Raw genomic sequence first — 13,306 nt, 5'->3', positions numbered from 1 at the left:
AAGCAGTCCGACTACGGCAAGGTCATCCTGTCGCTCCTTCAGCAGCGCCCGCATCCATCGCACGTCGGCTTTCCTCATGCTGCCCCTGCCGGCAACCAGGCCGCCGGGGCATCGCCCCGGGTCGCTGTGCCAGGCTGACGACATGCATACCGTGATCTTCCGGGAGGCGGTCCGGGCCGACCTGCCGGCCATCATCGCCCTGCTGGCCGACGACGTGCTGGGCAAGGCCCGCGACTTCACCGAGGTCGACGAGGCGTACGAGAGCGCGTTCGCGGACATCTCCGCCGACCCCCGCAACCACCTCGTGGTGGCCGACGACGACGGAGCACTGGTGGGCTGCATGCAGATCACCTACATCCCCGGGCTCGGCCGGCACGGGGCCGAGCGATCGCTCATCGAGGCGGTGCGGGTGCGCGCGGACCGCCGCGGACAGGGGCTGGGGCGGGAGATGATGCGCTGGGCGATCGACCAGGCCGAGCGGCGCGGCTGTGCGCTGGTGCAGCTCACCACGGACAAGACCCGCGCGGACGCCCACCGCTTCTACCGCAACCTCGGCTTCGTCGCCAGCCACGAGGGCATGAAGCTCGCCCTCTGACGGTCCACCGTCGGCGGACCGCGACCGGACGCCCCACCCGATACATTGACCTTCATGCGTCTCCGGCCAGCCTCGACTACCGCCCTGTGGGCGGGGTCCTGCTCCTCGGGGGCTGGGGCGCGGTGGGCGCCGCGATGGTGCTGCCCTTCTGGCGCACGGTCCACCCGGACCAGGTGACGCTGCGACTCGGCTTCGAGCTGTCGTTCGTCGTGCTGCCCCTGGCGCTGGGCGGCGGCCTCGCCTCGGTGGCGTCGCTGGCTCTCCCCGCGCGGTCCGCCTGGCGGCAGGCCAGCCGGGGGTTCCTGCTCGGCAACGCGCTGAGCTGCGGCAGCCTCACGGGGGTGGGCTGGCTCCTCACGGCCACCGACCCGTACGCCCCGGAGCACGGCGTGGTGTCCTCCGGTCCCGGTGCGGGGCTGTTCCTCGCCCTGCTCGGCTGCCTGCTGGTCCCGCTGACCGGCTCGCTCCCGCCCAGCCCCACTGCCCACTGACCCCGCCCCCTCCCGCCGCGATCTTGCACTTGCGGCCCCGACACATGGGGCGAAACACCCATCCTGAGGGCCGCAAGCGCAAGATCGTGAGGGCGAGGGCGAGGGCGAGGGTGAGGGTGAGGGCCGGGGGGTGGAGTTGGGTCAGGTGGGGAGGAGGTGGCCGTCGCGGAGGGTCAGGGTGCGGTCGGCCAGCTCGATGAGGGCCGGGTCGTGCGTGGCGACCAGCGCGGTCATCCCGCGCGCGTGCACCACCGCCCGGAGCAGATCCATGATCGACCGGCCGGTCTCCGAGTCGAGCTGGCCGGTGGGCTCGTCGGCGATCAGCAGGTCCGGCTCGTTGGCCAGGGCCCGGGCCAGCGCCACCCGCTGCTGCTGCCCGCCGGAGAGCTCGTACGGGCGCTGCGCGGCGTGCCCGCCCAACCCGACCAGCTCCAGCAGCACCGACACCCGCTCCTCCCGCTCGGCGGCGGGCACCTTCGCCAGCCGCAGCGGCACCCCGACGTTCTCGGCGGCGGAGAGGATCGGAATCAGCCCGAAGGTCTGGAAGACGAAGCCGATGGTGCCCCGGCGCAGCCGCAGCAACTCCCGCTCGCCGGCCGCGCCGAGGTCGTGCCCGGCCACCCGGACCTGCCCGGAGTCCGGCCGGTCCAGGCCGCCGACCAGGTTCAGCAGGGTGGTCTTGCCGGCACCCGACCGCCCCTGCACGGCGACCAGCTCGCCCTTGCCGGCGGTGAACGAGACGTCCCGGACGGCGTGCACGGCACGCTCGCCCCGGCCGAAAGTACGGCTCAAACCGGTCACCCGCACCACCTCCTCGATGGTGGTGACGGTGGCCGTCGGACGTGAAAACGGCTGCTCGGTCATGCGTCACTCCGTTCGGCGTCGGCCCGGTCGCCCGGCCGCACCTCGATGTGGTCGGGTTCCAGGCTGAGTCGTACCCGGTCGCGCAGGGCCAGCGTGTCCACGAAGGACGCCGGAAGCTGCATCCGGCCGGCGCGGTCGAGCACCGCGTACTCCTCGCTGACCAGCTCGGTGGCGCCGTCCGCGCCGATCCGGGCGGTGCGGCGTACCTCGGAGGAGGTCCGGCCGTCGCGGATCGCGACGGTCCGGCGGACCTGGGTGGCCACGGCGTGGTCGTGGGTCACCACCACCACCGTCACCCCCAGCTCCGCGTTGATCTGCCGCAGCGCGGCGAAGACCTCGGCGCCGGTGGCCTCGTCCAGCTCGCCGGTCGGCTCGTCGGCGAAGAGCACCTCCGGGTCGTTGGCCACCGCCACCGCGATCGCGCAGCGCTGCTGCTCCCCGCCGCTGAGCTGCCCCGGCCGCCGGTCGGCGAGGTGGCCCACGCCGACCGTGTCGAGCAGCTCCCGGGCCCGGTCCCGGCGGACCCGCCGCCCGCGCCGCCCGGCCAGCTTCATCGGCAGCTCGACGTTCTCCAAGGCGGTCAGGTAGGGCAGCAGGTTGCGCCCGGTCTGCTGCCAGACGAAGCCGGCCATCTCCCGCCGGTAGCTGAGCCTGCGGCGCGCGGAGAGGGCGAGCAGGTCGTACTCGGCGACCCGGGCGATGCCGGCGGTCGGGGTGTCCAGCCCGGACAGGATGTTCAACAGGGTCGACTTGCCCGACCCGGACGCCCCGACGATCGCGACCAGCTCGCCCCGGTCGATGACCAGGTCGAGGCCCTGCAACGCGACCACCTCGATGCCGTCGGACTTGAAGATCCGCACCAGGCCGTCGCAGACGATGTGCCCGCGCAGCCGGTCCTGTCCGCCGGCCCGCTCGGCCGCGCGTTGCGCGGCCCGCTGCTGCAGGGCGGCCAGGTCCGGTACGGCGGACGCCTCCACGGTGGCTGTCATCTCAGCTCTCCTCTCCGAGCCGCAGCACCTCACCGAGGCGCAGCCGGCGGTTGTTCAGCGTCTCCACGGTCACCGCGAGGGCCAGCGCCACCGCGCCGACCACTAGCACGGCGGCGACCAGCCCGGGTGAGAACGCGACCCGGACCGGTGTGCCCCCGGTGAACGCGGCCAGCCCGAGCACCGGGGTGAGCAGCAGGGGCAGCAGCGCGCCCGTCACCGCGCCGGTGAGCAGCGCGGCGGCGACCAGCGGCGTCAGCTCGACCAGCAGCAACGCGCGCCACTGGCGGCGGGACAGGCCGAGGGTGCGCAGCCGGGACAGCACCTGCCCCCGGGCCCGCGCCCCGGCGAGCACCGCGAAGGCGATCGCCAGCAGGCCGAGGACGGCCCCGCCGCCCGCCCCGGCGGCGAAACCGAAGAACAGCAGTCCGTTCGCGCCGCCCTCGCCGAGGGAGTCGCGGGCGCCCCGCCAGGTGGTCACCTCGGCGCCGCGCGGTCGCTCCCCCGCGACGACGGTGCCGCCGGTCTGGTAGCGACGCTGCCCCTCGTCGCCCGCCTGCCGCAGCGCCTCCACGTCGAACCCGTCGCCGGAGACCAGGAAGGCCGTCGGCACCGGGCCGGTCGGGTCCGCGCCGGGCAGCGCCTGCCAGGGCAGCACCACGAACCGGTCGGTGGCGGACGGGACGAGCGGGAAGCCGTCCGCCGTGCCGGCCACCCGGAACAGGTAGCCGCGTCCCTGCACGGACACCAGGGCCGAGCCGTCTAGACCCTTGCGGGCCAGGTCGGCGGCGAGCGCCGGGGAGACCAGCGCGGGTGCCGGCCCCTGGGCTGGGCCGCCCCGAAGTTGCGGGGGCACCGACACCGCCAGCCCGGCGTCCCGGGCCGCCTCGGCGAGCCCGGGCCCGTCGACCAGCAGCACGGTGACGGCGGCGAGCCCCGCGTCGGCGCCGCGCGGCTGGGCGATCCGCAGCGCGGTGTCCCGCACGACCGGGGTGGCTTGCCGGACGCCGGGCAGGGCCCGGAGCGCGGCACCGGTGTCGGGGGCGAGCCGCTCGCCGTCGACCAGCGCGGACGCCGGCACGGCCAGCGTCGCCGTCCGGTCCCGACCGGCCTCGATGCCGGTGGCCACGACGGCGCAGAACGCCGCCGTGGCGATCGCCACCACCACGACGACCACCGGCGCGGTGGCGGCCGACCGGCTCGCCCGGGCGGCGCCGAGGAACGTCACGCTGCCCCGCAACCGGGCGGCGACCCGGCTCAGCAGCCGCAGCGGCCAGGGATAGATCCGCAGCGTGAGCACCGCCGCCGCGACGGCCAGCAGCACCGGCACGGAGATCAGCAGCGGATCGACCGACCCCGGGGTCAGGCCCCGGCGCCGCAGCAGCACGACGGCCAGCACGGCCAGCACCACGACCAGCAGTTCCACGGTCAGCCGGCGGCCACCCGGGCGGGCGGTCACCAGGTCGCGCCGGCCGCCCGGGGCTGCCGAGACCGCCGAGACGGCCAGCGTGGCCAGCGGCAGGGCCAGGGTGGCCAGGGCTGCCGTGACCAGGGCCACCCAGACCGCCCCGCCGCCGGAGCCGGGCAGCAGCCGGCCGAGCAGCCAGCCCATCGCCGCGGCCGGCGGGACGACCAGCAGCGACTCGGCGAGGCTGCGCAGCGCGCCACCGGCCGGTGCGCCGCCCCGGGCGACCAGCAGGGCGAACTCGGTCTCCCGGCGGCGGGCCGCGAGCCGGGCGGCGAGCCCGATCAACCCGGCCAGCGTGGCGAGCACCCCCGCGGAGATCACCGCGAGCAGCGTCCGCGCGGCGGAGACGGCGTCGAGGAACTGCTGCAACGGGACGTCCATCGCCTGGGTGACGCTCAGCCCTGGCGGGGAGTCGCGGACCAGCCGCCGCACGCCGTCGATGACGCCGCGCACGTCGGCGACGTCCATGCCGTCGCCGCCCAGCCGGTACCGCCAGGAGAACCGGACCGGCCCGCCGGTGGCGGCCACCGCGTCCAGGCCGGCGCCGCCGGTCACCACCACAATCTCGTACGGCTGCCCGTCGCCGGCCGGTTCGGTCACCCGCAGGACCGGCGGCAGCGTGTCCCAGATCCCGTCCGCCGGTCGGGTCGGCTCGAAGACCCCGACCACGAGCAGCGACAGCGGTGCGTCCCCCTTGTTCTCAGCCCAGCCCAGGCGGCTGCCGGCCCGCAGGTTCACCTTCCGCGCCGTGTCGGCGCCCAGCGCGACCTCGACCGGCCGGCCCGGCCCGGTCGCCTCGGCCGGCCAGCGTCCCTCGACCAGGGTGGCCGCCTCCGCGACGCCGGGCATCACGCGCAGCCGGGATTTGACGAAGAGATTCTTCGCCGCCAGGTCCGGCCCGGTCAGCCCGCCGAACGCGGTCTCCGCGACGTACCAGCGGCTCTGGACGGCGGCCCGGACCGGGGGCGGCATGGCAGCCTCGAACGCGTCGAGGTCGCGGCCCCGCGTCGCGCTGATCGACCCCTGGCCCTCCTCGACCGGCACCTCCTCGGTGCTCCGGGTCAGGTCCCGCTCGGCGGCCGGGCGGCCGGCCACGTACTCCCGAAGGCCCTGCTGCACGAGTCGGTCGGCGACGCGGGGAATCCCGGTGACCAGCAGCACGGCCACCAGGGCCAGCACGCCCAGCAGCAGGAACTGCCCGCCGAAGGCCCGCACCCGGCGGGCGGCCCCGATCATCGGCTGCCCGCCCCGGGACGCACGGTCACTGCACTCACTGCTCTCCCCCGATCCGTGGCCGCGCCGCCGCGGCCCACCGGCCCGCGCCGGACCGCGACCGCGCCGACGCCGTTGACTGATCCCCGCCGGCCGGCGATCCTGCCGACGCTCCTCACTGGTCACCGCCGAGCCGCAGTTGCGCCGCCGCCAGCCGCTGGCGGATGCCCGTGGCGATCGCCGTGCTGAACGCGAGCGCCGCCAACAGCAGGCCGAGGGCGGTGCCGACGACCGGCAGCCAGGGCAGCGCGAAGGCCGCCTCCGGCACCGGTCGGTCCGCCGCCCGGGTGAGCACCACGAGCGGGGCCATGGTGGCGCTCACCCCGGCGCCGACCAGCAGCCCGACGGCGACGCCGATCCCGGCCAGGAAGGCCTGTTCGGCGAGCAGGGCGCGGGCCAGCAGCCGTGGCGTGGCGCCCAGCGTGTGCAGGACGGTCAGCTCCCCGATCCGCCGACGCGCGGTGGCCCAGACGTCCACGCCCAGCCCGACCAGGGCGAGCAGGAGGGAGCCCAGCGCCGCCGCGAGCAGGCCGGTGCGGGTGCCGAGCCAGTACGGGTCGCGGTCGGCCTCCGCCGCCGTCGCCCGCCGGTCCAGCACGGTGACCCCGGGCAGGTCGGCGACCGCCCGTGCCGCCTCCGGATACCCGCCGGGGTCGGTGCGCACCCACCACTCCGAGACCGGCCGGACCGCCCCCTTGGCGCGGATCAGCCAGTCGACCGCGGCGGGCAGGTCCAGCAGCATGCCGGCGGCCGATCCGGTGGCCGGCACCGCCTCGACCTCGCCCACCACCTGGACCGACAGGGTGGCCCCGGAGAGGCTGACCTGCATCGTGTCGCCCCGGCCGACGCTCAGCGCCCGGGCCACCTGCGGGGTGATCAACGCCGGCACCGGCGGATTGTCCCCGGCCGGCACGACGGCGAAGCGGCTGGACGGCTGCGACGCGAACCGGCCGCCCTCGATGATCGCGCCCCACCGGCCGGTGCGCAGCCCGCCGTCGTCGTCGAGCCGGACGGGCTCCGCCTGCTTCGGCTCGTCCACCAGGGTCACCCAGTCGCCGGTGAGCCGCACCGGGCTCGTCGTCCCGGCGGCATCCACCGCGCGCAGCCCGGTCACCTCCAGCCCGTAGTTGGAGCCCGACAGCGGGCCGCCGGTGGCCTCGAAGCCGGCCAGCCGGTAGGCCCGGCCACCGGTGTCGGGCAGCTCCACCGCCGCCGGGACCGGCCGACCGTCGCTGCCCCCGGTGGCCAGCGGCAGCGTCCAGGCGGTGCCGTCGGCGGTGGTGAGCAGCACGGACACCGCGACCCGGTGCGGGCGCAGGGCGCCGGTGACCGGGGTACGGACGGTGCCGGTGAGCCGTCGGGTGCCGGCGGGCAGCTCGACGCCGGTGGGCGCGACCCGGCCGCGTACCTGACGGTCGAACAGTGCCCGGCCCGGCTCGTCGAGGAGCCGGTCGTTGAGCCGGACCACGCCCGGCGCCGCCGCCGCGTCGATGCTCAGCACGCTGACCGGCAGGTCCTCGCGCCCCACCCGGATGTCGTCGCGCCAGGCGGGCAGCGCCCGGTCGACGCCGGGTGCCCCGACCAGCCGGCCCGCCCGATCGGCCGGTGCGGCCCCGGAGCGCTCGACCAGCCGCAGGTCGGCGCCGACGCTGTGGTCGGCCTGGTCGACGTGCGACCGTTCCCCGGTGGTGACCAGCGACCAGGCCAGGGTGCTGCCGCCCACGGCGAGCGCGAGGAGCAGCACCGGGCCGGCGTGCGGACGCCGGCCGGCCTGCCACATGCCCAGCATCGTGGCGGTCCAGGGGCGGGCGTCCACGAACCGCTCGGCGAACCGGGTGGCCGGCGGTAGCAGGCGCAACGCGAGCACGGCACCGGCCAGCACGCCCAGCGTCGGCGCCGCCACCAGCAGCGGGTCGATGCCGAGCCGACCGCCCGCGCCGGCCAGCGGGGAGGAGTACTGCCGCAGCTGGACCCAGGCGAGCACGGCCAGGCCGACCAGGGCCAGGTCGGCGCTGGCCCGCTGGGCCGTGGCGGCCCGGCTCGGCCGGGACCGGGCCGCCAGGTCGGCGACGTACGTGCCGGCCCGGCGCATCGCCGGCAGCACCATGGCCACCAGGCAACCGGCGGCAGTGGCGGCGGCGACCGCCCAGGTGAGCGTGCTGCCCGCAACCGACGGGTCGGACCACGTCTGGTCCCGGCCGACGTGGCGCAGGGCCTCGGCGGCGAGCGGCGGCCCGAGCAGCGCGGCCGGGAGGACCACCAGGGCCGCCTCCCGGGCGGCCAGACCGGCGATCTGTCGCCGGGCCGCGCCCCGGGCGCGTAGCAGCGCCGTCTGCGCGCGACGATCCTCGTTGAGCAGGGCGGCCACCAGCACCAGCGCGTAGCCGCCGAGAACCAGGATGAGCAGCAGCGGGGTGAGCAGCGAGGAACGGCCCACCAGGTCGGCGCGACTGAGCCGGTCGATCAGCCGGTCCATCGTGGTGACGCTCCGGGCGGACGAGCCGAGCCCGGTCGCCTCGGGCAGCTCCGCGACCTCGGTGGCGACGGCCCGCTTCACGGCCCCCAGCCGGCTCGGCTCGACGGCGACCAGGTCGGGTTCGACCAGCCAGGATGCCGACGTGGTGGCGGGGAAGGTCCGGTCGAAGTCGGCCGGGTCGAGCAGGAACGGCCCGTACGACGTGGCGGAGCCGGCGGCGACGGCGCCCGGCGCGAGCCGCCAGTACGAACCGGCCGGTTCCCGGGGCCGGAAGATCCCGACCACCTCCACCTGGCTGGTCCGTTCGGTGGCCCGGTCCCGCAGCGGCACCCGCTCGCCGACGGTCAGGCCGAGCAGGCCGGCGACCCGTTCGGGCAGCAGCGCCTGCAACGGCTCGGCCCCGCGCTCGGGCTGCCGCCCGGCGACCAGTTCGGCGTGGCCGGTCAGGTCCTCCAGGGTGGTCAGCTCGGCGAAGACCGGATCGGTGCCGACCCGGGCCGCCCCGAGGTCGCCGGTCAGCTCGCGTCCGGTGCCGTAGCGGGCCCCGCTCACCGCCACGGACGCCCCGCCGAGCCCGTCGACGAAACGGGCCCGGACGGCCCGGTCCCGGGCGGCGTAGGCGGCCCGGTCCGCGCCACCGGAGCCACTGACCAGCAGGCTCCGCTCCTGCGCGGGGGACGCGGCGAACACCGCCCGCTGCCCCGCGTCGACGGCCCGCCGGTTGTAGTCGGCCAACCCGGTGACGAGGGCGATCGCCACCAGGGCCGCCACCACCGCGGCGAGCAGCAGCCCCCGGGCCGCCCGGGCCCGCCTCCACACCATCGCCATCGCGCCGCCTTCCTGGGCCCAGCGGGCCGACGATCACAATGACTCGCTGCGGGTCCGGAAAGGTTCGCGCCCGTTATCCGACCGTTATGGCGGCCACGCGACGGGTGGCCCGTCCCACCCCGTCCGTGGCCGCCGGTCGGGGTGTCGACATGCTTGGATGGCGGTCATGGACATCATCCTCACCGTGCTGACCATCGTCGTCGTGCTGCTGCTGGTCGCCCAGCTCGCCGCCCCGCGGCAGGACCGGAACACGCCACGACGGCTGGCCGAGATCGAGCGGCGCCTGCAACTGGTGATGAACCACCTCGGGGTGGTGGACGAGTGTCCGATGCCGCCCGGAGTCCGCGAGCACCTGGCCCGGGGCGAGAAGGTCAAGGCGGTCAGGGCGTACCGGGCTGCGACGGGCGTGGACCTGCGGACGGCCACGGAGGCCGTGGCGGCGATGATGGGCCCGCGCCGCTGAGCCGGCGACGGCCGGGCGACACGAGCGCCGAGCGACCGCCCGGCGACGCGAGCGGCCCGTCTGCTCAGCGCGGGCGGTCAGCGCGGGCGGTCACGGTCCTTTGAGGGCTGGACCCGCTTCGGCTCGCCCGGCATCTTGGGGTGGTCCGGCGGGTACGGCATGTCGCCCTGGCCCGCGGCGGCGTCCCGGTCGGCCCACTCCAGCAGCGGGGTGATGTCCCACGGGGCGTCGTCGATGCCGGCGTGCGGGTCGCCCCGCTCGGCCAGTCGGGCCGGGACGCTGCCCAGGTGGAACTCGTCCGGGTCCACGTCGGGCAGCTCGTCCCAGGTGACCGGGGTGGACACGGTGGCCCGGGCGTTGGCCCGCAGCGAGTACGCGCAGGCGATCGTGCGGTCCCGGGCCATCTGGTTGTAGTCGACGAAGACCCGCTCGCCCCGCTGTTCCTTCCACCAGGCGGTGGTGACCAGGTCGGGGCGGCGGCGCTCCAGCTCCCGGGCCAGCGCGATGGTGGCCCGCCGCACCTCGGTGAACGTCCACCGGGGCGCAATCCGCAGGTAGACGTGCACGCCCCGGCCGCCGGAGGTCTTCGGCCAGCCGGTCGCGCCCAGCTCGTCGAGCAGGGCCCGCACCTCGGCGGCGGCCGTCGCCGCGTCGGCGAAGTCGGTGCCCGGCTGCGGGTCGAGGTCGATCCGCAGCTCGTCGGGGTGGTCGACGTGGTCGGCGCGCACCGGCCACGGGTGGAACACGACGGTGCCCATCTGGGCGGCCCAGGCCACATGGGCGAGGTTGGCCGGGCAGAGCTCGTCGGCCGTCCGGCCGCTGGGGAAGCTGATCCGGGCGGTGCGCACCCACGGCGGCACGCCCCGGGTGGGCACCCGCTTCTGGAAGAAGCTCTCACCGGCGATGCCGTCGGGGAAGCGTTGCAGCGTGGTCGGGCGGTCCCGCAGGGCGCGCAGGATGCCCTCGCCCACGGCGGCGTAGTAGCCGAAGACATGCGCCTTGGTGAAGCCCCGCTCCGGGAAGATCACTCGGTCCGGGCTGGTCAGTCGAACCATGTGGCCGGCCACCTCGATCTCGGTGGCCGTTGCCTTCGTGGTGCCGCCCATCCCGAGACCATATGCCACGGCACCGACACCCGACGTACCGTTGTCGGGTGAGTCTTGACGAGAACGAACTGCCCCGAACCGAGGACGAGTGGCGGGTCCGGCTGAGCCCGGAGGAGTTCCGGGTGCTGCGCGAGGCCGGCACCGAGCCCGCATGGACCGGCGAGTACGTGGACACGAAGACGCCCGGCGTCTACCACTGCCGCGCCTGCGGGGCGCAGCTGTACCCCAGTGACACGAAGTTCGACTCGCACTGCGGCTGGCCGAGCTTCGACGACGCGATCCCGGGCGCGGTGCGGGAGATCGAGGACAACAGCCACGGCATGCGGCGTACGGAGATCCGCTGCGCGCGCTGCGACAGTCACCTCGGCCACGTCTTCCGGGGCGAGGGGTTCACCCCGAAGGACGCCCGGCACTGCGTGAACTCGATCTCCGTCCGGCTGGAGCCGGCGCGGGGCTGAGGCACGGATGCCGCAGGCCGGTCGGGACGGGTCAGAGCAGCAGCAGGCTGCCCTGCCCGTCCACCCGGTCGGCGGGCTCGCTCCGAGGCTTCCACCAGGCACAACGCCCGACACGCCGGCCCGACACGCCGCCGCGACGGTCGGCTTCGGCCGTTCCGGCCATCCGGATCGGGCCGCTGCCGCACGCTGTGGGGCAGATGTTCCTTTTCTCGGGGGGTCCGGCCATGGCGACGTGTGAGGTCTGCGGCAACGACTACTGGATGGCGTTCGAGGTGCGCACGGTCAGCGGCGACGTGCACACCTTCGACTGCTTCGAATGCGCGGCGCACCGGCTGGCACCGATCTGCGAGCACTGCCAGGTCAAGATCGTCGGCCACGGGGTCGAGGTCTCGGGGCGCTTCTTCTGCTGCGCCCACTGCGCCCGGCAGGAGGAGGGCGACCGGGGCGCGGAGATCCGCGACGCCGTCGGCGCCCGCCCCCGCTGACCGGTGACAGAGACCGCCCGCGTTCACTGACCGGTGACAGAGACCGCCCGCCTTCACTGACACCGGAGGACACCGGCCGCCGGGAGGGGCCACCCCGCCCCGGCTGGCGCGGGCGCCTACCATCGCCGGATGCCGCCGCAGACCGTCGAGGCCCGACTCGCCTCCTTCGCCGAGCTGGACGCCCGCACCTTCCACGACCTGCTCCGACTCCGCATCGACGTGTTCGTGGTGGAGCAGGCGTGTCCGTACCCGGAACTGGACGGCCGGGACGTCGAGCCGGGCACCCGGCATCTCTGGCTGGCCCGCGACGGCGCCGTCCTGGCGTACCTGCGAATTCTGGCCGACCCCGACGGCGTGGCGCGGATCGGCCGCGTGGTGGTGGCTTCGGACGCCCGGCGCGGCGGGTACGCCGGGCGGCTGATGGCCGAGGCCCTGGCCGTGGTGGGCGACCGGCCGTGCGTGCTGGAGGCGCAGTCCCACCTGACCGGCTTCTACGCCCGGCACGGCTTCGCCGTCAGCGGGCCCGAGTACGTCGAGGACGGCATCCCGCACACCCCGATGCGCCGGGAAAGCGCCATCCATTGACATAGGCGAATTGGTGTGGAAATCTGCGCAGGCAGGAGCCGCTGCGGGATCAGCACGAGCCGGCACGGGAGGGGCAACTCCCGCCGTCCGGGCGTCGTCGCAGTCCGACCTCTCACCCGGAGGCTCCCCATGTCCACCCCCGTCCGCAGGCGTTCCACGCCGCGCCTGGCTGCCTGGCTGCTCGCCGTCGGCGCGGTCGTCGCGCTGCTGCTCACCACCGCCCTGGCGAACTCCGTGTCCGCCCACGGCTCGGTCGTCGACCCCGCTTCCCGCAACTACGGCTGCTGGCAGCGCTGGGGCAGCGACTTCCAGAACCCGAACATGGCCACCCTGGACCCGATGTGCTGGCAGGCCTGGCAGGCCGACCCGAACGCCATGTGGAACTGGAACGGCCTGTTCCGCGAGGGCGTCGCCGGCAACCACCAGGCCGCCATCCCGGACGGCCAACTGTGCAGCGCCGGCCGCTCCTCCAGCGGCCGGTACAACGCGCTCGACACCGTCGGCGCGTGGAAGACCGCACCGGTGACCAACAACTTCCGGATCAAGTTCTACGACCAGGCCAGCCACGGCGCCGACTACATTCGGGTGTACGTGACGAAGCAGGGCTTCAACGCGCTCACCAAGCCGCTGGCCTGGAGTGACCTGGAACTGGCCGGCCAGATCGGCAACACCCCGGCGTCGCAGTGGACGCCGGAGGCGCAGGGCGTGTCGATCCAGGTGCCGGCGAACGCGCCGGGCCGCACCGGCCGGCACATCGTCTACACCATCTGGCAGGCCAGCCACCTGGACCAGTCGTACTACCTGTGCAGCGACGTGGACTTCGGCGGTGGCGGCCCGACCACGCCGCCGACCACCACCCCGCCCACCACGCCGCCGCCGACGACCACCCCGACGACGCCCCCGCCCACCACGCCCCCGGCGACGGGTCGGTGCACGGCGACCTACCGCGTCACCAACTCCTGGGCCGGCGGGTTCCAGGGCGAGGTCGAGGTGACCGCCGGCACGTCGGCGATCAAGAGCTGGACGGTGACCTGGACGTACGCCAACGGCCAGCAGGTCAGCTCGTCGTGGAACGCCACCGTGACCAGCAGCGGGCCCACGGTGACCGCCCGCAACGTCGCGTACAACGGGACGCTTCCCGCCGGGGCGAAGACCGCCTTCGGCTTCCTCGGCTCCTCGACCGGCACCAACACCGCGCCCACGCCGACCTGCACGGCGACCACCTGACC

12 protein-coding genes are annotated in these 13,306 nt (G+C 75.3%); 7 read left to right on the top strand and 5 right to left on the bottom strand.

Features of this window, described 5'->3' with window-relative positions; all coding sequences use genetic code 11:
• Window positions 1–142: 142 nt before the first annotated feature.
• Together GVV04_RS29325 and GVV04_RS29320 are read left to right on the top strand one after the other, a co-directional pair.
• Window positions 143–595 (top strand): GNAT family N-acetyltransferase, encoded by a 453-nt coding sequence (locus GVV04_RS29325; protein ID WP_161692260.1) that lies wholly within the window; start codon window positions 143–145, stop codon window positions 593–595.
• Between the two features lie 86 nt (window positions 596–681).
• Window positions 682–1,086, top strand: coding sequence for a hypothetical protein (locus GVV04_RS29320; RefSeq protein WP_161692259.1), 405 nt, complete (start codon window positions 682–684; stop codon window positions 1,084–1,086).
• Between the two features lie 141 nt (window positions 1,087–1,227).
• On the opposite strand, the gene GVV04_RS29315 is transcribed toward GVV04_RS29320, so the two are convergent.
• From GVV04_RS29315 to GVV04_RS29300, 4 genes are all read right to left on the bottom strand, one after another.
• The gene (locus GVV04_RS29315; protein WP_161692258.1) at window positions 1,228–1,950 is read right to left on the bottom strand and encodes an ABC transporter ATP-binding protein; all 723 of its coding nucleotides are present in this window, start codon (window positions 1,948–1,950) and stop codon (window positions 1,228–1,230) included.
• Window positions 1,947–2,939 (bottom strand): ABC transporter ATP-binding protein, encoded by a 993-nt coding sequence (locus GVV04_RS29310; RefSeq protein WP_161692257.1) that lies wholly within the window; start codon window positions 2,937–2,939, stop codon window positions 1,947–1,949. The genes GVV04_RS29315 and GVV04_RS29310 overlap by 4 nt, the downstream gene beginning before the upstream one ends.
• Window position 2,940: 1 nt before the next feature.
• Window positions 2,941–5,640 (bottom strand): FtsX-like permease family protein, encoded by a 2,700-nt coding sequence (locus GVV04_RS29305; protein ID WP_161692256.1) that lies wholly within the window; start codon window positions 5,638–5,640, stop codon window positions 2,941–2,943.
• A gap of 151 nt (window positions 5,641–5,791) precedes the next feature.
• On the bottom strand, window positions 5,792–8,980 hold the full coding sequence (locus tag GVV04_RS29300; RefSeq protein WP_161692255.1) for an ABC transporter permease: 3,189 nt from the start codon (window positions 8,978–8,980) through the stop codon (window positions 5,792–5,794).
• Between the two features lie 166 nt (window positions 8,981–9,146).
• Between GVV04_RS29300 and GVV04_RS29295 the strand changes: the two genes are divergently transcribed.
• Window positions 9,147–9,443, top strand: a complete 297-nt coding sequence (locus GVV04_RS29295) for a hypothetical protein (RefSeq protein ID WP_201754356.1) — start codon at window positions 9,147–9,149, stop codon at window positions 9,441–9,443.
• A gap of 77 nt (window positions 9,444–9,520) precedes the next feature.
• On the opposite strand, the gene ligD is transcribed toward GVV04_RS29295, so the two are convergent.
• Complete coding sequence (gene ligD / locus GVV04_RS29290; protein WP_161692254.1) at window positions 9,521–10,549, bottom strand: non-homologous end-joining DNA ligase; 1,029 nt, start codon at window positions 10,547–10,549, stop codon at window positions 9,521–9,523.
• Between the two features lie 47 nt (window positions 10,550–10,596).
• On the opposite strand from ligD, the gene msrB reads away from it, so the two are divergent.
• The 4 genes from msrB to GVV04_RS29270 all read left to right on the top strand — a co-directional run bounded on the left by msrB (window position 10,597) and on the right by GVV04_RS29270 (window position 13,304).
• On the top strand, window positions 10,597–11,007 hold the full coding sequence (gene msrB / locus GVV04_RS29285; RefSeq protein WP_161692253.1) for a peptide-methionine (R)-S-oxide reductase MsrB: 411 nt from the start codon (window positions 10,597–10,599) through the stop codon (window positions 11,005–11,007).
• A 224-nt stretch (window positions 11,008–11,231) separates the two neighbouring features.
• Window positions 11,232–11,492 (top strand): Prokaryotic metallothionein, encoded by a 261-nt coding sequence (locus GVV04_RS29280; protein ID WP_161692252.1) that lies wholly within the window; start codon window positions 11,232–11,234, stop codon window positions 11,490–11,492.
• A gap of 129 nt (window positions 11,493–11,621) precedes the next feature.
• Complete coding sequence (locus GVV04_RS29275; protein WP_161692251.1) at window positions 11,622–12,077, top strand: GNAT family N-acetyltransferase; 456 nt, start codon at window positions 11,622–11,624, stop codon at window positions 12,075–12,077.
• Window positions 12,078–12,206: 129 nt separating this feature from the next.
• Window positions 12,207–13,304, top strand: a complete 1,098-nt coding sequence (locus GVV04_RS29270; protein ID WP_161692250.1) for a lytic polysaccharide monooxygenase auxiliary activity family 9 protein — start codon at window positions 12,207–12,209, stop codon at window positions 13,302–13,304.
• The last annotated feature ends 2 nt before the right edge of the window (window positions 13,305–13,306 follow it).

It is taken from the genome of Micromonospora rubida (genome assembly GCF_009908295.1).
GTDB lineage: Bacteria > Actinomycetota > Actinomycetes > Mycobacteriales > Micromonosporaceae > Micromonospora > Micromonospora rubida.
Note: the sequence above shows the minus strand (reverse complement) of the source record. Positions and strands in the feature narration are given on the sequence as shown.

Excerpts from the sequence above, each read along its gene's own strand:
- GVV04_RS29305 (WP_161692256.1), bottom strand. The coding sequence starts at position 5,640 with ATGATCGGGGCCGCCCGCCGGGTGCGGGCCTTCGGCGGGCAGTTCCTG.
- GVV04_RS29325 (WP_161692260.1), top strand. The coding sequence starts at position 143 with ATGCATACCGTGATCTTCCGGGAGGCGGTCCGGGCCGACCTGCCGGCC.
- GVV04_RS29295 (WP_201754356.1), top strand. The coding sequence starts at position 9,147 with ATGGACATCATCCTCACCGTGCTGACCATCGTCGTCGTGCTGCTGCTG.
- GVV04_RS29315 (WP_161692258.1), bottom strand. The coding sequence starts at position 1,950 with ATGACCGAGCAGCCGTTTTCACGTCCGACGGCCACCGTCACCACCATC.
- GVV04_RS29280 (WP_161692252.1), top strand. The coding sequence starts at position 11,232 with ATGGCGACGTGTGAGGTCTGCGGCAACGACTACTGGATGGCGTTCGAG.
- GVV04_RS29310 (WP_161692257.1), bottom strand. The coding sequence starts at position 2,939 with ATGACAGCCACCGTGGAGGCGTCCGCCGTACCGGACCTGGCCGCCCTG.
- ligD (WP_161692254.1), bottom strand. The coding sequence starts at position 10,549 with ATGGGCGGCACCACGAAGGCAACGGCCACCGAGATCGAGGTGGCCGGC.
- GVV04_RS29270 (WP_161692250.1), top strand. The coding sequence starts at position 12,207 with ATGTCCACCCCCGTCCGCAGGCGTTCCACGCCGCGCCTGGCTGCCTGG.
- GVV04_RS29300 (WP_161692255.1), bottom strand. The coding sequence starts at position 8,980 with ATGGCGATGGTGTGGAGGCGGGCCCGGGCGGCCCGGGGGCTGCTGCTC.
- GVV04_RS29275 (WP_161692251.1), top strand. The coding sequence starts at position 11,622 with ATGCCGCCGCAGACCGTCGAGGCCCGACTCGCCTCCTTCGCCGAGCTG.